This window comes from Azonexus sp., from assembly GCF_049652925.1.
Classification (GTDB): Bacteria; Pseudomonadota; Gammaproteobacteria; order Burkholderiales; family Rhodocyclaceae; genus Azonexus.
This window is the reverse complement of the sequence record NZ_JBASFI010000010.1, coordinates 137,790-155,921: the sequence shown is the minus strand read 5'-3', so window position 1 is coordinate 155,921 and position 18,132 is coordinate 137,790. Positions and strand designations below refer to the sequence as shown.

Annotated in this window: 18 protein-coding genes; 7 read left to right on the top strand and 11 right to left on the bottom strand. The window is 62.1% G+C overall.

Features of this window, described 5'->3' with window-relative positions; genetic code table 11:
* Positions 1–6: 6 nt before the first annotated feature.
* The gene (locus WBK19_RS03795; protein WP_511287085.1) at positions 7–1,623 is read left to right on the top strand and encodes an NAD+ synthase; all 1,617 of its coding nucleotides are present in this window, start codon (positions 7–9) and stop codon (positions 1,621–1,623) included.
* Between the two features lie 24 nt (positions 1,624–1,647).
* Entirely contained in the window at positions 1,648–1,986 is a 339-nt protein-coding gene (locus WBK19_RS03790) for a P-II family nitrogen regulator (RefSeq protein ID WP_494650217.1), read from the top strand.
* A gap of 87 nt (positions 1,987–2,073) precedes the next feature.
* Here the strand turns inward: WBK19_RS03790 and WBK19_RS03785 are convergent, their stop codons facing one another.
* Positions 2,074–2,820 (bottom strand): Smr/MutS family protein, encoded by a 747-nt coding sequence (locus WBK19_RS03785; RefSeq protein WP_511287083.1) that lies wholly within the window; start codon positions 2,818–2,820, stop codon positions 2,074–2,076.
* A gap of 2 nt (positions 2,821–2,822) precedes the next feature.
* The gene (trxB, locus tag WBK19_RS03780) at positions 2,823–3,779 is read right to left on the bottom strand and encodes a thioredoxin-disulfide reductase (protein WP_511287081.1); all 957 of its coding nucleotides are present in this window, start codon (positions 3,777–3,779) and stop codon (positions 2,823–2,825) included.
* Between the two features lie 129 nt (positions 3,780–3,908).
* On the opposite strand from trxB, the gene WBK19_RS03775 reads away from it, so the two are divergent.
* The 3 genes from WBK19_RS03775 (at position 3,909) to lolA (ending at position 7,569) form a co-directional block, all read left to right on the top strand.
* Positions 3,909–4,574, top strand: a complete 666-nt coding sequence (locus WBK19_RS03775; RefSeq protein ID WP_494650220.1) for a Crp/Fnr family transcriptional regulator — start codon at positions 3,909–3,911, stop codon at positions 4,572–4,574.
* Positions 4,575–4,588: 14 nt separating this feature from the next.
* Entirely contained in the window at positions 4,589–6,883 is a 2,295-nt protein-coding gene (locus WBK19_RS03770) for a DNA translocase FtsK (protein WP_511287079.1), read from the top strand.
* A 65-nt stretch (positions 6,884–6,948) separates the two neighbouring features.
* On the top strand, positions 6,949–7,569 hold the full coding sequence (gene lolA, locus WBK19_RS03765; RefSeq protein WP_511287077.1) for an outer membrane lipoprotein periplasmic chaperone LolA: 621 nt from the start codon (positions 6,949–6,951) through the stop codon (positions 7,567–7,569).
* A gap of 69 nt (positions 7,570–7,638) precedes the next feature.
* On the opposite strand, the gene WBK19_RS03760 is transcribed toward lolA, so the two are convergent.
* The 4 genes from WBK19_RS03760 to WBK19_RS03745 form a co-directional block, all read right to left on the bottom strand.
* A complete protein-coding gene (locus WBK19_RS03760; RefSeq protein WP_511287075.1) occupies positions 7,639–8,010 on the bottom strand; it encodes a VOC family protein in 372 nt (123 codons plus the stop codon).
* Between the two features lie 14 nt (positions 8,011–8,024).
* Positions 8,025–8,405 carry a GFA family protein gene (locus tag WBK19_RS03755; RefSeq protein ID WP_511287073.1) on the bottom strand — a complete coding sequence of 127 codons (381 nt, stop codon included), beginning with the start codon at positions 8,403–8,405 and terminating at the stop codon, positions 8,025–8,027.
* Positions 8,406–8,540: 135 nt separating this feature from the next.
* Positions 8,541–9,272 (bottom strand): RES family NAD+ phosphorylase, encoded by a 732-nt coding sequence (locus tag WBK19_RS03750; protein ID WP_511287071.1) that lies wholly within the window; start codon positions 9,270–9,272, stop codon positions 8,541–8,543.
* On the bottom strand, positions 9,232–9,615 hold the full coding sequence (locus WBK19_RS03745; protein ID WP_511287069.1) for an antitoxin Xre/MbcA/ParS toxin-binding domain-containing protein: 384 nt from the start codon (positions 9,613–9,615) through the stop codon (positions 9,232–9,234). The genes WBK19_RS03750 and WBK19_RS03745 overlap by 41 nt, the downstream gene beginning before the upstream one ends.
* A 138-nt stretch (positions 9,616–9,753) precedes the next feature.
* Here WBK19_RS03745 and WBK19_RS03740 point away from each other — a divergent pair, with 138 nt between their 5' ends.
* The gene (locus tag WBK19_RS03740) at positions 9,754–9,954 is read left to right on the top strand and encodes a hypothetical protein (protein ID WP_511287067.1); all 201 of its coding nucleotides are present in this window, start codon (positions 9,754–9,756) and stop codon (positions 9,952–9,954) included.
* 27 nt (positions 9,955–9,981) lie between these two features.
* Here WBK19_RS03740 and WBK19_RS03735 read toward each other — a convergent pair whose 3' ends face one another.
* The 5 genes from WBK19_RS03735 to WBK19_RS03715 are packed head-to-tail and all read right to left on the bottom strand — an operon-like array spanning position 9,982 to position 16,363.
* Positions 9,982–10,548, bottom strand: coding sequence for a hypothetical protein (locus WBK19_RS03735; RefSeq protein WP_511287065.1), 567 nt, complete (start codon positions 10,546–10,548; stop codon positions 9,982–9,984).
* A gap of 59 nt (positions 10,549–10,607) precedes the next feature.
* Positions 10,608–11,900 (bottom strand): TolC family protein, encoded by a 1,293-nt coding sequence (locus WBK19_RS03730; RefSeq protein WP_511287063.1) that lies wholly within the window; start codon positions 11,898–11,900, stop codon positions 10,608–10,610.
* Complete coding sequence (locus WBK19_RS03725) at positions 11,897–12,199, bottom strand: DUF3240 family protein (protein ID WP_511287061.1); 303 nt, start codon at positions 12,197–12,199, stop codon at positions 11,897–11,899. Before WBK19_RS03725 ends, WBK19_RS03730 begins: the two co-directional genes overlap by 4 nt.
* Positions 12,192–15,281, bottom strand: coding sequence for an efflux RND transporter permease subunit (locus tag WBK19_RS03720; protein WP_511287059.1), 3,090 nt, complete (start codon positions 15,279–15,281; stop codon positions 12,192–12,194). Before WBK19_RS03720 ends, WBK19_RS03725 begins: the two co-directional genes overlap by 8 nt.
* Positions 15,281–16,363 (bottom strand): efflux RND transporter periplasmic adaptor subunit, encoded by a 1,083-nt coding sequence (locus WBK19_RS03715; RefSeq protein WP_511287057.1) that lies wholly within the window; start codon positions 16,361–16,363, stop codon positions 15,281–15,283. The genes WBK19_RS03720 and WBK19_RS03715 overlap by 1 nt, the downstream gene beginning before the upstream one ends.
* Before the next feature lie 348 nt (positions 16,364–16,711).
* Here WBK19_RS03715 and WBK19_RS03710 point away from each other — a divergent pair, with 348 nt between their 5' ends.
* Entirely contained in the window at positions 16,712–18,121 is a 1,410-nt protein-coding gene (locus WBK19_RS03710; protein WP_511287055.1) for an alkaline phosphatase PhoX, read from the top strand.
* The last annotated feature ends 11 nt before the right edge of the window (positions 18,122–18,132 follow it).

The window sequence follows — 18,132 nt, the reverse complement described above, 5'->3', positions numbered from 1 at the left end:
CACGTCATGCTGCGTATCGCCGTTGCCCAGTTCAACGCCACCGTCGGTGACCTGACGGGCAACGTCGAACGCATCATCCAGTGCGCCGTCGAGGCGAAAGCCCGCGGCGCCCAGGTGCTGCTGACGCCTGAATTGGCGTTATGCGGCTACCCGCCCGAAGACCTGTTGCTGCGCCCGGATTTTTACCGGGCCTGCAATCGGGCGCTTGATGATCTGGCCAGCCGGATCGATGGCATCGCCGTTATCGTCGGCCATCCAGCCGAACACGAGGGCCATTGCTTCAACGCGGCGACGGTCATTGAAAATGGTCGGAAAATTGCGGTTTACCGCAAGATTCGCCTGCCGAATTACGAAGTTTTTGACGAAAGACGCTATTTCGAGCCGGGTGCTGAAGCCTGTGTCGTCACCCTCGGTGGCGTCCGTTGCGGCATCAATATCTGTGCCGATATCTGGGAAGAGGGGGCGGCCGAACTGGCGAGCAAGGCGGGTGCTGAACTGCTGCTCGTCCTCAACGCCTCGCCCTGCCATCTCGAAAAACATCAGCAGCGCGCCCAGGTGCTTGGCGACCGCATCGACGCCACGGGCATTCCGGCCATTTACTGCAATCTGGTCGGCGGCCAGGATGAGCTGGTCTTCGATGGCGCTTCGTTCGCGCTCGATGCCCGGAAAAAATGCTGCATGCGCTTGCCCTCGTTCGAGGAAGCGCTGGGCATCGTTGATTTCGATGCCGGCCACCTCTATTCCGAACAGCTGGCCGAAGAGTTGTCGATCGAGGCCGAAGCCTACCAGGCGCTGGTGCTAGGCGTCCGTGACTATATCGGCAAGACCGGGTTCAAGGGTGCCATCATCGGCCTGTCCGGCGGTATCGACTCGGCGCTAACGCTCTGTGTCGCCGTCGATGCGCTGGGTGCCGACAAGGTGCGGGCGGTCATGATGCCGTCACCCTATACGGCGCAGATGAGCCTCGATGATTCACGCGAGATGATCCGCGTTCTCGGCGTGCGCTACGACGAGATTGCCATTGCGCCGGCGATGGAGGTCTACGGCAGCATGCTCGACCCCTTGTTCGTCGGCCTGCCGGCCGATACGACCGAAGAGAACATCCAGGCGCGCATTCGCGGCAATATCCTGATGGCCATCTCCAACAAGACGGGGTCGCTGGTCCTGACCACCGGCAACAAGTCGGAAATGGCGGTTGGCTATTGCACGCTGTACGGCGACATGGCCGGTGGCTTTGCGGTGATCAAGGACGTCTACAAGACGTTGGTCTATCGCCTGTCGCGCTACCGTAATACGTTGTGCCAGGGCGACCCGGTGATTCCGGAAAACATCATCGTCCGGCCGCCATCGGCGGAACTGAAACCCGATCAGACTGACCAAGATTCATTGCCACCGTACGAAGTGCTCGATGCCATCGTCCGCGCCTACATGGAAGAAGACCGCAGCCCGCGCGAAATCATCGCAGCCGGACTGCCTGAAGACGCGGTGCGGCGGGTTGTTCGTCTGCTTCATATTGCCGAATACAAGCGCCGCCAGGCGCCGATTGGCATTCGCATAACGACGCGTGGTTTTGGCAAGGATTGGCGGTATCCTATTACCAATCGATATTCAGACGAATTTTAAGAACCTGCAAAGAGGAATCAGCCCATGAAAAAAATCGAAGCTGTCATTAAACCGTTCAAGCTCGACGAAGTGCGCGAGGCCCTGTCCGAAATCGGTATAGCCGGCCTGACCGTCACTGAGGTCAAGGGTTTCGGTCGCCAGAAGGGGCATACCGAGTTGTATCGTGGCGCCGAATACGTGGTCGATTTCCTGCCCAAGATCAAGATAGAGATCGTCGTCAATTCCGACAATGTCGAGCCGGCCATCGAGGCCATCATCAAGGCTGCGCGTACCGGCAAGATCGGCGATGGCAAAATTTTCGTTACCTCGGTTGAACAGGTGGTGCGCATTCGTACCGGCGAAACCAACGAAGCGGCGATCTGATCGAGTCGCTTCTGCCGGGGAACTGAATTCCACGGTGAACCCGAAAAAACGGCAAAAAATGAAAAGGGCAGCTTCGGCTGCCCTTCGTTATTTCTGGTTGCGCAGCAGAACGATTAGCGCGCCTTCGCCGCCATCGGGCGGCTTGGCCTGGCAATAGGCCAGCACTTCCTGCCGTTGGGACAGCCAGCCGCGCACGAGCTGGCGCAAGATCGAGGTTTTTTGCGGCGAACCCAGGCCCTTGCCATGCACGACCCGGACGCAACGCTTGCCGTGATGCAGGCATTCAGCCAGAAAGCCGGCGAGCAGATGCCGCGCTTCATCCCGATTCAGGCCATGCAGGTCGATTTCATCCTGGATCACCCAGCGTCCTCGGCGCAAGTCGCGCAGAACGTTCTGGGCCAGTCCGGTGCGCAAATAATGCAGTTCGTCACCGCCTTCCAGGCGGTCCTGCAGGCTGATAAAGCCGTGCAGGCTTTCATGAAGGGCGGCCTGTTCGTCGGCAAGATGCTGGAGCGGGCGGGGCGGCGGTGGCCGTTTGCCGTGCTCAACGAGATTGGGCGGGGGTAGTTGCTGGACACCGGCCATGGCGGCGCGGAATACCGCCTGCTCTGGTGGGAGCGGGGTGGTTTCAGGTGCCTTGGACGGGACAGCCCAGTGTGCCGGCAGGGCCTCCTGGCGCGGCTTCTTGCGTTCTGCCGGGGCTTTCTGATCGGCCTGCGGCCGGGGTGGAACTGGCCGCTTCGGCTTGGTCAGCTGAACGCGATTGACCGGCGGCAGTGGCTTGATGTCAGCCACTTCCGCCTGGAAGGCAGCAAGGTCTTCCGGATCGATCAAATTCAGGCGAGCGCGTCGAGGTAACGCTCGGCGTCGAGCGCCGCCATGCAGCCGGTGCCGGCCGAGATGCAGGCCTGCTTGTAGATCTGGTCGGCGACGTCGCCAGCGGCGAAAACGCCCGGGATGCTGGTCTGCGTTGCATTGCCCTTGAGGCCAGCCTCGGTGATCAGATAGCCGCCATCCATTTTGAGCTGGCCGGCGAACATGTCGGTGTTCGGTTTGTGGCCGATGGCGATGAATACACCGTGCACCTCGAGGTTCTGCGTGGCGCCGCTTTGCGTGTTTTTGATGCGGAGGCCGGTGACGCCTGAGTCGTCGCCAAGCACCTCGTCTACCGCGTTGTTGTAAAGGATGGTGATCTTGCCGGCCTTTTCCTTTTCGAACAGCTTGTCCTGCATGATTTTTTCGGCGCGGAATTTGTCGCGGCGGTGGATCAGTGTCACATGGCTGGCAATATTGGCCAAGTAGAGTGCCTCCTCGACGGCCGTATCGCCGCCGCCGACGACGGCGACCGGCTTGTTGCGGTAGAAGAAGCCGTCGCAGGTGGCGCAGGCCGAAACGCCCTTGCCGGCGAACTTTTCCTCGGAGGGCAGGCCCAAGTACATGGCTGAAGCACCGGTGGCGATGATCAGCGCATCGCAGGTGTAGGTGCCGGAGTCGCCGATCAGCGTGAAAGGCTTTTCGGTCAGTTTGGCGGTATGAATGTGGTCGAAGACGATGTCAGTCTCAAAGCGGCGGGCGTGAGCTTCGAAACGGGCCATGAGGTCGGGGCCCTGGACACCGTCGGCATCGGCCGGCCAGTTGTCGACGTCAGTCGTCGTCATGAGCTGGCCGCCCTGGGCCATGCCGGTGATCAGCACCGGCTTGAGGTTGGCGCGGGCGGCGTAGACGGCGGCGGTGTAGCCGGCAGGGCCGGAGCCGAGAATGATGAGCGGGTTGTGACGGGCGTTTTGGGACATGGTCATCCTCTTGGGTGATTAATGGGAAAATTATAGCGTTCTCTGAGCCTGCAATTTTTTCGAAGTTCCTATGTAATTTGGGAAAGCGGTTTATAATCATTTCGTAACTCTATGAACGGAAACTGATTTATGTCAGCAACCCCATGTGGTTTGAGCTTGGTAGTCTTGCGCAATGTCCCCTTGTTTTCCGGGCTGGACGAGCATGAACTGGAAAAACTCTCCAGAGTTGCCGGTCGCAAGCGTGTCGAACGCGGTGCTTCCGTCGTGCGGGCCGGCGACAGCACGGATTCCCTATATGTCCTGATCAGCGGTCGGGCGAAGGTGACGAATACCGACGAAGAAGGACGCGAGATCATTCTCGCCTGGCTGGGCCCCGGCGAGTTCTTCGGCGAAATGGGCCTGATCGACGGCAGTCCGCGGTCGGCCAACGTCGTCGCCGCCGAAGCCTGCGAGTTGCTGTTTCTCGACAAGGATTCGCTGCAGCGCTGCATGCAGGACAATTTCCAGGTCGCCCAGAAGTTGATGAAGATTCTTGTCCTGCGTTTGCGCGAGGCCGATCGCAAGATCGAAAGCCTTGCCCTGCTGGACGTTTATGGCCGTGTAGCCCGTCTCCTGCTCGATATGTCGGAGATTGTGGACGGCAATCGTGTGGTGAAGAAAAAGATGTCGAAGCAGGATATGGCGAAAATGATTGGTGCGTCGCGCGAGATGGTCAGCAAGGTCATGCGCGATCTGGAATTGAGCGGTTACATCCGTTATGAGAATGACATTCTGGTCATTCCCGGAGTCGCCTGACGGTGGGTGCTCGGATGGTGAATCGGGCCGCGGCGCCTAGCCCGCTGCCGGAAAAGATCGGCACACTGCTGCAGGAATCGCGCTGGTTGGGGGTTGGCGCTGTCGCCTTGTTCCTGATCATGGCGCTGTGGGGATTCAGCAAGGAGGACCCGGGCTGGTCGCATGCCGTCGGCTCGGCTACCTTGCACAATCCGGCTGGTCGGGCCGGGGCGTGGATCGCCGATCTGATGCTTTACATTTTCGGGCTGTCTGCCTGGTGGTGGATTGTTCTGCTCGGCATGTTTGTCTGGTGGGGCTTCCGCAAATATCACTCGCCCGAAGACCATAAGCAGCATCCGCTGTTCATTGCGCTGGGTGGGTTTTCCTTCCTGCTGGTAGCCAGTTCATCGCTTGAGGCGCTGCGTTTTTATTCGCTGAAGGCGGCATTGCCGCTGGCGCCGGGCGGCATGCTCGGCATAGAGCTTGGCCGCCTGCTATCCACCCAGTTGGGCTATACCGGGGCGACGCTATCCCTGCTCGCCGTCATGGCGGCCGGCTGGAGCATATTTTCCGGTATGTCCTGGGTCTGGGCCTTCGAGCAACTTGGCGTCTTTCTCGAAACTTTTCTCGGCTTTTTTTACGGACGCGTCGATGCTTGGCGCGACCGGCAGATCGGCAAGGAAGTCGCGCAGAAGCGCGAAGTCGTCGTCAAGGAAGAAAAACAGCGCGTCGAATTGCACGATCCGATCATCATCGAAACACCGTCGCCTGATGTGCCGGTGTCGAAAAAGGCCGAAGCCCGCATTGAGCGCGAAAAGCAGGTGGCGCTGTTCCCGGAAGCCATCTTTGGCGGGCAACTGCCGCCGCTGCACCTGCTCGATCCGGCACCGCCGGCCACCGAGACGGTCAGTGCCGAAACGCTGGAATACACCTCGCGCCTGATTGAGCGCAAGCTGGCCGACTTCGGAGTCCAGGTCAAAGTGTTGGCCGCCATGCCCGGCCCGGTCATCACGCGCTATGAAATCGAGCCGGCGATCGGCGTCAAGGGTGCCCAGATTGTCAATCTGGCCCGTGATCTGGCCCGTGCGCTGGCCATGGTTTCCATTCGCGTCGTCGAAACGGTGCCCGGCAAGTCGTGCATGGCGCTTGAATTGCCCAACCCCAAGCGGCAGATGGTGAAGCTCTCGGAGATCATCTCGAGCAAGCCGTACAACGACATGACCAGCCCGCTGACTGTTTGCCTCGGCAAGGACATCGGCGGCCTGCCGGTGGTCGCCGACCTGGCCAAGACGCCACATTTGCTGGTGGCCGGGACGACCGGCTCGGGCAAGTCGGTCGGCGTCAATGCGATGATTTTGTCGATGCTCTACAAGGCCGAGCCGGATCAGGTTCGCCTCATCATGGTCGACCCCAAGATGCTCGAACTGTCGATCTACGAAGGCATCCCGCACCTCTTGGCACCGGTCGTCACCGACATGAAGCAGGCGGCCAACGCGCTGCACTGGTGTGTCACCGAGATGGAAAAGCGCTACAAGCTCATGTCGGCGATGGGCGTGCGCAACATCGCTGGTCTCAACACCAAGATCCGCGACGCCGAGAAGCGCGGCGAACACATTCCGAACCCGCTGACCTTGACGCCGGAAACGCCGGAGCCGCTGAAGACCATGCCCTTCATCGTCGTCATCATCGACGAACTGGCCGACCTCATGATGGTCGTCGGCAAGAAAGTCGAGGAGCAGATCGCCCGCCTGGCCCAGAAGGCGCGGGCTTCCGGTATTCACCTCGTGCTGGCGACGCAGCGGCCAAGCGTGGACGTGATCACCGGCCTGATCAAGGCCAATATCCCGACCCGCCTGTCCTTCCAGGTGTCGAGCAAGATCGACTCGCGGACCATTCTCGACCAGATGGGTGCCGAAGCGCTGCTCGGCCAGGGCGACATGCTTTACCTCGCGCCGGGCACCGGCTATCCGACGCGCGTTCATGGCGCCTTCGTCTCCGATGACGAAGTGCATCGCGTCGTCGAGCACCTGAAATCAACCGGTGCGCCGGAGTACATCGAGGACATCCTCAACGGTTCCGGCGGCGATGACGAAGAGGGCGGTGGCGAAGGCGGTGAGAGCGGCGATGCCGAGAGCGACCCGCTCTATGATCAGGCCGTCGATATCGTGCTCAAGAACCAGCGCGCCTCGATTTCGCTGGTCCAGCGCCACCTGCGCATTGGCTACAACCGTTCTGCCCGCTTGATCGAGGCGATGGAGAAGGCCGGGCTGGTGTCGACCATGGATGGTCGTGGCGGGCGCGAAGTACTCATGAAAAAGCCGGCGGAGTGATTTTCTCCTGCAATTTGTTACACCCTGAAACAGCACGGCCCGCGCCAACCCGCTAAGCTTCAAATATGAAATTTGCCCAAAAATTCCGGTTGACCGTAGCGTTGGCCTTGTTCCCGCTGCTGGCCCACGCTGGCGCGGTCGATCAGTTGCATGATTTCCTGAAAAGCACGCGCACGCTGAAAGCCGATTTCTCGCAGATGGTCATCGGCAAGAATGGCCGCAAGCCACAACAGTCGTCAGGAACGGTCGCTATCTCGCGGCCCGGCAAGCTGCGCTGGGAAATCCTCAAGCCTTATCCGCAACTGGTCGTTGGCGACGGCGAAAAAGTCTGGATTCACGATCCGGATCTGCAACAGGTCACCGTGCGCAAGGCCGGCCAGGCCATCGGCGGCTCGCCAGCGGCGCTGCTCTCCGGCAGCAACGAGCTGGAAAAGAACTTCATGCTCAAGGAAGCCGGCGAAGCCGAAGGTATGGTCTGGGTCGAAGCCATCCCGAAGGCTGGTGACAGCGGTTTCGAGGCGGTTCGCCTCGGTTTTGCCGGCAACGACCTCAGGGCCATGGAATTGCAGGACAGCTTTGGCCAGACGACGCACATTCGCTTCAACAAGATCGAACGCAACCCCGCTTTGCCCGCCAGCACCTTCAAGTTTACCCCGCCAGCCGGCGCTGATGTGGTGGGTGAGTAAGCTAGCCGGAAAGCCAGGTTTCCACGGTCAACCGTAAAAAACCGCCAAAATTGAAAGCCTGCGGATTGCTTATTGCATCGAATGCAGGCCGATCATCGTCCCTTCCGTGTCGACAACCAGCGCGATATGGCCGTATTGGCCGATGGCCATTTTCTCCTTGTGGATTTTTCCACCGGCCTTGACCGCTTTTGCCGCCTGAACGGCGCAATCAGCACAGCTGAAATAAACCAGGACGCTGTTGTCACCGGCGCCGCATCCCTCCATTTTGACCAGGGCGCCGGGCGCGCCATAGCCAGCCGGTTGCATCGGGAAGGCCCACATTTCGATGTCCGGCGGGCTTTCCAGACGGGTCAGTTCAACGTCGAAAACCGCCTGATAGAAGGCTTTCGCGCGCTCCATTTCCTGGATGTAAATTTCAAACCAGCCTACCGGATTGTTCATGATTACCTCCGTATTTATATAGATCGACCGTCGAATTCAGTGACCGGAATGGATGTCAGATCGAGACCTTCGACACAGCGCAGATTGATCGCTGCCATGTTCCTGCCCTTGGGATCGACGCCTTCTGCATAGGGATGAATGCCGCAGGTCGGGCAGAAACGGTGCTGGATCACATGCTTGTTGAAGGTGTAGGTGCTGGCCGCGTCTTCCGGTGTCAACAAGATCAGTTTCTCGCGCGGCAGGAACCAGAGCAGTGAACCCTTGCGCGAACAGATCGAGCAATTGCAGGCAACGGCACCGGCGATATCACCTTCCAGTTCGAACGCAACCTTGCCGCAGTGACAGCTACCTTTGTAGATCATCGATGTCATCCCCTGTTCAAGAGTGGTAGCCATTCGTCATTGAGTGCCAGATTGCCGGCAGATAAAGTCGAATGGCATAGGCCGGCATTGCTTTGAGTGTGGGGCCGCCCGCTGGTTCCCTGTATGGAAGGATTTTTTTGGGCAAATATCCGGCGACGAATTCGCTGATCAAACGAAGCGAAAAACGTGGCTTTCCGGGGTCAGTTCGCGCTGCCAGACGGTCAGGCCGGGCGGTTTGATCCACAGTGTCCAGCCATGCTGGACGTTACGGAATGCTTCATCGACGCCCTTGAATACCTGTGGCATCAGGATGGCCAGGCAGTTGCCTTCGGGGTGGCGCACCGACTGGTAGCGGATCAGTTGGATGCCGGCTACGCGGGCGGTGCCGGCGATTGTCTGGGTGGCGCCGTAGTCGACCGGATCGGTCCAGTTGGCATGGTCGGCGACGAGTGGCGGCTCGGTCAGGTCGAGCATGTGCGGTGTGGCGCCGTGGAATTCGAAAAGCGTGATCGGGATCGACGCTTCGCGCCCGGCTAGGCCTTCGCTGTCCAGCCAGAAGCGCAGGCGCCAGTAGCCGCATTCGGCGCAGGCGGTTTTTTCCTCGTCGGTGCCGTAGAACACGCCGGGATCGGTTCGTGCCCGGAAACGCGAGCCGGATGGCGGTTTCGGCCAGTAGCGGAAGGGGGTGGCGAGCAGCCAGTGCAAGCCGTTCGCTTCACGCGGCAGGACGGGCTTTGATTCTTCGAGAATATCTTCTAGCAGCGACTGGTCGCCGAGATCGCCGTGCACCAGCGTCATCGTCGCCACCCGGTGCAGTGCCTCGACGGCGCGCCAGCCCTTGCCCGACCAGGGCCGGGCTTCAGACGCGAGCGCGGTGGGCGTCCAGGTATTCGCAGACATGGAGCAGCCCCTCGACGCGTTTGACGACTTCCAGCGGGTGGCGGTTGTCGAAAGCCTGATTGCCGGACTTGAGCCAGCTCCGGGCCAGATCGTCGTTGCCGCCAACCAGCGAGGATATCGAGCGGTAGAGGCGGACAAAATGGGCCGACAGCTCCCAGGTCTTGCTGCCTTCCGGGATGAAGTATTTGCCGTTGAGCAGGCGCGAGGCCGAAGGCTGGCTCGTGCCGATGATGGCGTTGAGATCGGTGGAACCCAGCCCGAGGCGTCTGGCGGCTTCAGCCACGGCCGTCGACAGAACGCGGGAACGGTCGGAGAGCGGATGGGCTTGCAAGGCGGTCGGCATGATGGCGTTTCCTGATGGTCTTGTGTTTATTCTATAGAATAAATGGCAAATTAAAAGTTGTTTTTGAATAAGTGGTAGCGCGGTGCTGGCAAGGCGCACTGAAGCGAACAGCGTAAAATTTGCGCCATGAAATTACTGATGATTGCCTTCATTGGCCTGGCGGGCTGTTCGTCGTGGCACTGGGAAAAACGCGGGGCGCTCGACGGCGACTACACGCGCGACGAAATTTTCTGCAAGCAGCAGGTCTACACCACAGCCGACGGCGTGGTTACCAACGCCAGCGTGCGCCGGATGCACGCCTGCATGCAGGCGAAAGGCTGGCAGAAGGTCGATAACTGAGCGTTTCCGCTCTGGATTGAGGTCGCCCTACTCGATGCTCAGGCTGCGTATCCAGCGCGAGTCCGGCGGTATGTCGCTGCGGTCACCCGGACCGTAAGGCGGGATCGAGGTGTCAGCCGGCGGGGCGCCGATCTGGACGAGATCGACGGCTTGCGGCGTGCCGACGATGCCTTTTTCAGTCAGCACCATCTCGTAGTAAAGGCCATTCCACAGCCGGGCGCCGAAATCCTTGGGCTGCTTGTAGAGAAACAGCAGCGAATGCTCCAGCCAGCGCAGGTCATTGCGGCTCACGGTGCCCGGATTGGCGTAGGGATAGGGCACGTGGCAATGGATTTCCTCGCCTTCCAGACATTTGAATTCCTTCATGGAGAGGAAGAAATCCTTGAGTTTGGCGTGGTCGAGATGGAGCTTGAAGCTGCTTTGTTCCCCCTCGGGCGTGAAGTCTACATGGCCAATCGCTATCGACTGGCCGTCCCGGGTGTGCAGCTTGACGAGCTTGCTGCCGCTCAGTTCCCATGCGGTGGCCGGCGTCGCCAGGGCGATGGCGACAAGCCCGCAGAACAGGCTGGCAAGCTGGCGCAGATTCTGGATCATGGTGTGGCCTCATCCGGAGTGGGGTCTGGCCATGATACGTCGCTGGCGCCGGGAAAGGCTCAGTCGCCGGCGTGCTTTTCTTCTTCCATGACCCACAGCCGGTGAGCGTCGAGTAGCAGGCGGTAGCGCAACTCAAGGGCTTCGAGCTGGATCAGGCGGGCCGATAGCTGGGCTTCGTTGGCCAGTCGGCGGGCGGTGAGCAGGTCGTTGAGGCTGCCTTCGCCGAGCTGGTAGGCGCGGGCGGTCATGTCGGCTGCCTGGACCAGGCGTTCGGCGGCGCTGCGGCTGGCCTGCCAAGTCGAAAAGGCGGCGTTGGCCGACTGGTAGAGCATGGCCGATTCGGCGGTGATTTTTTGCGTCGTGAATGCTTCACGCCGACCGGCCACATCGGCCTGGGCCAGCGCCGCATCGGAGCTGGCACGGCGAGCGCCGCCGGGCAGCGGAATGCTGATGTAGGCGCCGAAAATCTGGTCCTCGCCGGCCCGTTCGCGGGAGACATGCAGGCCGACGGTCGGGTCGGGCATCCGGTCGCGGCTGGCGCGGCCGGCGACGATCTGGGCGCGCTGGGTTTCGCCGCGGGCGAGGTCGAGTTCGTGGCTGTGTTCGAGGATGGCGTTGATCCAGTCGGTTTCATTGCCGTCGATGGGCGTCGGCTCGGCAATCGTGTTCTCGGCAACAAGCGGCAGGCCCGGGTAGCGGCGGCGCAGGTCTTCGCCGGCTGTTTGCTGGCGCACTTTGGCCTGAGCCAATGCGGCTTCGGCCTGGGCCAGGGCGGCTGCGGCCTGGATGGACTCCAGACGGGCGGCGTCGCCAAGTTGCTGACGGCGCTGGATGGCTTTGGCCTGCTTGTCGAGCAGGACCAATTGTTCGGCCCATTGCGCCGCGGAGGCGCTTTCCTTGAGCCAGGTGAACCACGATTTGAGGAGGTTGCGGCTGGCTTCGTGCAGGGCATCGCCGTGCGCCGTTTCGGCCAGGGCCACGCCGGCCGCGCCGAGTTCACCATCGAGCCTGCCCTTGCCGGGCAGGCGCAGCGGGCGCTCGATGGCGGCATTCCATTCGTTGAAACGCTCATCGGTGCCGGTCGCCGGCTTGCTCCGGCGCTGCTGGCCGCCGAGGCGGACGTTCCATTCGTACTGCCCGGCTTCCAGACGGCTGCGGTTGGCTTCCTCAACGCGCACCTGGCCGGCGGCGGCCTGTACCGACAGGTTGGTCTGCAGGACACGGGTGACGACTTCGGTTGGTGGCAAGTTGGGCATCGTTTCGGCAGCGAAACCGGTGCCACCGATGCCGCTGGTGCCGGCGATGCCGATTGCCACGGTCAACCGGAAAAAATGGGCAAAATCGAAATTCATAAACGCCCCATCTCGATGATTGGCACCAGCCAGAAGAAAATATTGGCTCTCGGCAGCTCGGTCTTGATCAGAGCCAGCACTGCGCGCATGGCTTCTTCCGTTCCGGCCAGGCGAATCTGCAGGCGCGGCGAGTGGCCGCTGACCAACTCTGCCGGTTCGACCAGGGGGACGACGGCGCCGTGACCTTCAGCCATCGTGGCGGTGAAGCCGCGGACGAGATCTGGGCGGGAGAGCAGGAGATCCTCGACGTGCTGGGCAACATCGTTGGGCATGGTGAGCGAAAGCAGGACATCAGCCATGGCGGTGGCCCTCGGTAAAGGAGACGGTGGTTTTGACGCCGAAGCGGCGGAACAGGATGGGCAGCAGGACGAGGGTCAGCGCCGTCGAGGTGAGCAGGCCGCCGATGACGACGATGGCCAGCGGACGTTGCACTTCCGAGCCGGGGCCGGTGGCGAAGAGCATCGGCACGAGGCCGAAGGCGGCGATGCTGGCGGTCATCAGCACCGGGCGGAGCCGGCGTTTGGCGCCTTCGACGACGACTTCGCCGACCGCCATGCCGCGGGCCAGCAACTGGTTGAAGTAGGTAACCATCACCACGCCGTTGAGTACGGCAATGCCGAGCAGGGCGATGAAGCCGACCGAGGCTGGCACCGACAGGTATTCGCCCGAGATGAGCAGGCCGAAAACGCCGCCGATCATGGCAAACGGCACGTTGGAGAGAACGAGCAGGGCCTGGCGCACCGAGCGGAAGGTCGAGAAGAGCAGGAAGAAGATCAGCGCCAGGGCGACCGGGACGACGACCATGAGACGGGCGGCTGCCCGTTGCTGATTCTCGAACTGGCCGCCCCAGGCCAGCCGGTAGCCGGCCGGCAGTTTGATGTCACGGGCAACGGCGGCCTTGGCATCGTCGACGAAGCCGACCAGATCGCGGTCGCGAACGTTGGACTGGACGACGACGTAGCGTTGGGCGTTTTCGCGGTCGACCTTGACCGGGCCGTCAATGCGGCCGATTTTGGCAACGCTGGCCAGCGGCACGCTACCGCCGCCCGGCAGGCTTAGGCGCAAGGCTTCGAAATCGGCCGGCGAATTGAGCAGGCTGGCAGGGCCGCGCAGGACGACCGGCACGCGCCGGCCCTGTTCGATGACGACGCCGACGTTGCGGCCTTCGAGCAGGGATTTGAGGTCGTTCTGGATGTCGTCAACGTTGAGGCCGAAGCGGCCGGCGGCCAGGCGGTCGACGGCAATCTTGAGGTACTGCACGCCGTCGTTCTTGAGCGTAAAGGTGTCTTCGGCGCCGGGGACTTTCTTGATCACCGCGACGATTTCATTGGACAGGTGGTTCAGCGTCGCGAGATCAGGCCCGAAAATCTTGATGGCCAGATCGCCGCGCACGCCGGTCAGCATTTCCGACACGCGCATGTCGATTGGTTGCGTGAAGGAGAAGCCGATGCCGGGGAAATCGGCCATGACGGCACGCAACTGGTCGGCCAGCCAGGCCGGGTCAGGGTTGCGCCAGGTGTCTCGCGGCTGGAGGACCATGAAGGTATCGGTCTGGTTGAGGCCCATCGGGTCGAGGCCCAGTTCGTCCGAACCGGCCCGGGCGACGATGGACTTGATCTCCGGCACCTGCGCCAGGATCGCCTTCTGTACGGCGCTGTCGATGACGATGGTCTGGTCGATACTGATCGACGGCAGCTTTTCGAGCTGCATGATCATGTCGCCTTCGTCCATGGTCGGCATGAAGCTCTTGCCGAGCAGCAGGAAGGCGCCGGCCGCCGCGGCCAGCGCAATCGTCGCGGCGATCATGAAGGTGCGGCTGTTGGCCAGCGCGGTGCTCAGCGTGCGGTCGTAGAGGGCGGCCAGCTTTTTGACCAGCCACGGCTCGTGATGCACGCCGCGCTTGATCAGGTAGGAGGCGAGCACCGGCACGACGGTCAGCGACAGCAGCAGCGACGAGGCCAGCGCGAAGACGATGGTCAGCGCCACCGGCCCAAACATCTTGCCCTCCAGCCCCTGCAGTGTGAGCAGCGGCAGGAAGACGATGATGATGATGACGATGCCCGAAGTCACCGGCGAGGCGACTTCGCGCGCCGCCCGGTAGATCAGGTGCAGCGTCGGCAGGTTTTCCTGCGCCTCGGCCAGTTGGCTTTCAACGTTTTCGACAACGACGACGGCCGCGTCGACCAGCATGCCGATGGCGATGGCCAGACCGCCCAGACTCATGAGGTTGGCCGACAGACCGTACATGCGCATCAGAATGAAGGTGGCGAGCGCCGACAGCGGCAGCATCAGGGCAACGACCAGCGCGGCGCGCAGGTTGCCGAGGAAGGCCAGCAGGAGCAGCACGACGAGGACGATGGCTTCGAGCAGCGCCTTCGAGACGGTGCCGACGGCACGGCCGACCAGATTGCTCCGGTCGTAGAAGGCTTCGACGGTAACGCCGGCGGGCAGCGTTGGCGCGATCTCGGCCAGCCGCGCCTTGACGCCAGCCACCACGCTCTGCGCATTGGCCCCACGCAGTCCGAGGACCAGGCCCTGCACCGCCTCGCCCTGGCCGCTCTTGGTCACCGCGCCGTAGCGGGTCAGGGCGCCGAGGCGGACTTCAGCGACGTCGGAGATGCGCACCACGGTGCCGTCCTTGGCCTGCAAAACAATCGATTTGACGTCGTCGACCGTAGCAATTGCCCCTTCGGCGCGGACCAGCAGCGATTCCTCGCCATCGTTGAGGCGGCCGGCGCCGTCGTTGCGGTTGTTGGCTTCGAGGACGGCCTGCAGATCCTTGAGGGCCAGACCGCGGGCGGCCAGACTTTGCGGATTGGGCACGACTTCGAAGGTCCGGACCTCGCCGCCCAGGCTGTTTACATCGGCAACACCGGGCACGGTGCGCAGTTGCGGGCGGATGACCCAGTCGAGCAGGGCGCGTTTGTCGGCCAGCGAGAGGTCGCCCTCGATGGTGAACATGAACATTTCGCCGAGCGGCGTGGTGATCGGCGCCATGCCGCCGGTCGCCCCGGGCGGCAGGTTGCCCATGGCGGCGGCGAGGCGCTCGCCAACTTGCTGACGGGCCCAATAGATGTCGGTGCCGTCCTCGAAATCGAGGGTGATGTCGGTCAGCGCGTACTTGGACACCGAGCGCAGCAGCTTCTGGTGCGGGATGCCGAGCAGTTCCTGCTCGACCGGCACGGCGAGGCGCATTTCGACTTCTTCCGGCGTCATGCCGGGGGCTTTCAGGATGATCTTGACCTGCGTCGTCGATACGTCGGGAAAGGCGTCGATGGGCAGGCCGAGGAAGGCCTGCACGCCGGCGCCGATGAGCATGACGGTAAGGACCAGCACCAGCAGGCGCTGAGTCAACGAAAAACGGATCAGGGCGTCCAACATTATTCGGCACCAACGCCGGTGAGCAGGGCCTTGAGGCCGGAGACGCCCTTGATGGCGACCTTCTCGCCCGCCTTGACGCCGTCCACCGTGACGCTGTCGCCGCCCTGGCTGACAACGCGGACCGGGCGGGCTTCAAAGACGACACCCTTGTCATCACTGGAAGTCTGGACGAAGGCAAAGGTCTTGCCCACATTGCGGGCCAGTGCCGCGGCGGGCAGGCGCTGCTGCTGGCCGGCCGGGGCGGCGACTTCGACTTCGATGACCTGGCCGGGGCGCAGCGTCTCGGCACCCTTGCCGACTTCGGCGCGGAGCAGCACGGTCTGGCTGGCCGGATCGACGGCGCGGCCGATAGCGATCAATTTGCCCGTCACCTCGCTGTTGGCAATCTTCACCGCGCTGCCTTCGCGCAGCGTGGCGGCGATGGCCACCGGCGCCTGGATTTCCAGCCACAGCGGGCTGAGTTTGGCGATGCGATAGATCAGCGCCGAGGTCTCGACGCGCTGGCCGAGCTGGGCGCCCTGTTCGAGCACGACGCCGTCGATCGGCGCGGTCAGCGCCAGTTTGCCGCCCAGCTTGCCCGCCGTGCCACCGGCCAGGGCTAGGCCCTGACGGCGTTCGCTGGCCTGCGCCCCGGCTTGGGCAGCGGCGGCGCGGGAGGCCTGCAGCCGGCTTTCGGCGATCAGGCCTTCGGCAAAGAGTTGTTCGTCGCGCTTCAGGTTCTGTTGCATCAGGGCGGACTGGCTGCCGGCCTGCAGCGCATCGCGTTGCAGTTCAAGGGCTTGCTGGCTGCTCAGATGGGCGACGACCTGGCCGCGCTTGACGGTAGCGCCGGGCGCCACGGCGAGCATTTCAACCATGCCGCCAACCGGCGCGGCGACGACGCGCATCTGTTCATTGGGCACGCGCACCTGGGCCGGGAAACTGCCATTGCGACCGCCCGGCATCTCGCCGGCGACGGCCGTTTCAATGCCCAGCGACTTGAGTTGGGACGGCTGTAGCGTGAGACGGCTTTCCTGCGCCTGAAGCTGGCTTGCCACGGTCAACAAGAAAAAAAGGCCAAAAAAGAAAGGTCGACGCGACATGGGATTTTTCCGTAACAGGTTTTTTGCAGTTTATTCAGCCCAGCTTAAGCCTTGCTTAAGTCGCGCTCCGGTATGGCAGGTATGGGCAAATCAGGGCCGCGGATACCCGGATAACGAGCAGGAATCGGCGGGGCTGGTCCGTGAATAGTCCGAAAGTACTAGTTGCTGGCTGCTTGACACACATCTGCCTGTAATAACTGACCTTCATCATAGGCGGGCAGGGGGAAAAGATCTGGTCGTCGTGACGGCATGCGCGGGGTGTGTATGACGCAGCTCGTCACAAGCCGGATCGTCACCCCTCAAGCCAGCAATTTTTTTCGTACTCTCGCCAGCCAGGAGCATCACAAAATGCAAAAGAAGTATCTCAACATTGCCGTAGCCGGCGCCCTTGCCGCCATGTCTGTCGGCGCCCACGCCGCTGACACCTATTTCGGCAACTTCACGCCGCTGGCCGCCTCGGCCGGCCCGACCTCCACCCCGGCGACGCCGATTACCCTGTCCAGCCCGAACTTCAGCCAAGTCACCATCGCTGACCGCGCTACCCAGCTCGCCAAGGCTGCCGGCAGCAACTCCGGTAGCTGGGACATGATCACCGCCAACGAAACCGGTACGAATGCCGGCCGTTACCTGTTCATGCCGTTCGAAACCAACACCGGTGGCGTCCAGCGCGTCGACCTGTGGGACAACAACTACAACACCCGCACCGTGACCATCGTCGCTCCCGGCAGCCAGAACTTCGTTTCCGGCGACGCCTCGCGCTGGACCCCGTGGGGCAGCTACCTGACCGCCGAAGAGTCCTGGGGTAACGGCAGCACCAAGGGCCGTCTGTTTGAAGTCACCAACGCGACGACTGCTGCTGCCAATGGCGGCAACTTCGTCCAGCGCAATATCATCCCGCGCGTCTCCCACGAAGGCCTGGCTTTCGACAAGCAAAACACCATGTATTTCATTGACGAGCTGAACGGTGGCTCGGTCTACAAGTACGTGTCGAACAACGCCAATGCCACCAACGGTGACGACTACTTTGCCTCGGGCCAAAGCTTCGTCATGCGCGTTGGTGACGGTTCCGCTTTCGGCGGCACCGGTGCCGCCTCCTGGGTTGCTCTGACCGACACCAACGGCGCTGCCCTGCCCGGCGTGGTGATGACCAGCTACGATGCCATCGATGGCCGCGCCACTACAGATCTTGCCGCTTTCAAGGGTACGAACTACAACCGTCCGGAAGACTTGGAAGTGAAGACCCTGGCCAACGGCAACGAAGGCATCTTCTTCACCACCACCGATGCGCAGCAAGTCTTCGTGATGAATATCGACGCCGCCGGCAACACCGCCGTCAGCCTGTTCGTAGACCGCAACACCATCGACCTAGCTACGGGTAAAGCGGTAGGCAGCGCCCTGACCAGCCCCGACAATCTGGCGATTGATGCTAGTGGCGTCCTCTACATCATCGAGGACCGCAATGGCGGCGTTGATGATGACATCTGGTATGCCAAGGACATCAACCACGACGGCGACCTGCTCGACGCTGGCGAAGGCATTGCCCGCTGGGCTTCGAACGGTACGCCGGGTTCCGAGTTCACCGGTCTGTATTTCGACAAGTTCAACGCCAATGTCGCCTACGTGAATATCCAGCACCCGAACGACGGTGTCGATCGCCTGATCCAGATCACCGCTGTTCCGGAGCCGGAAACCTACGCCATGTTCCTGGCCGGCCTTGGCCTGGTCGGCTTTGCCGCCCGTCGCCGCGCTGCCAAGTAAGCCCTGACCGG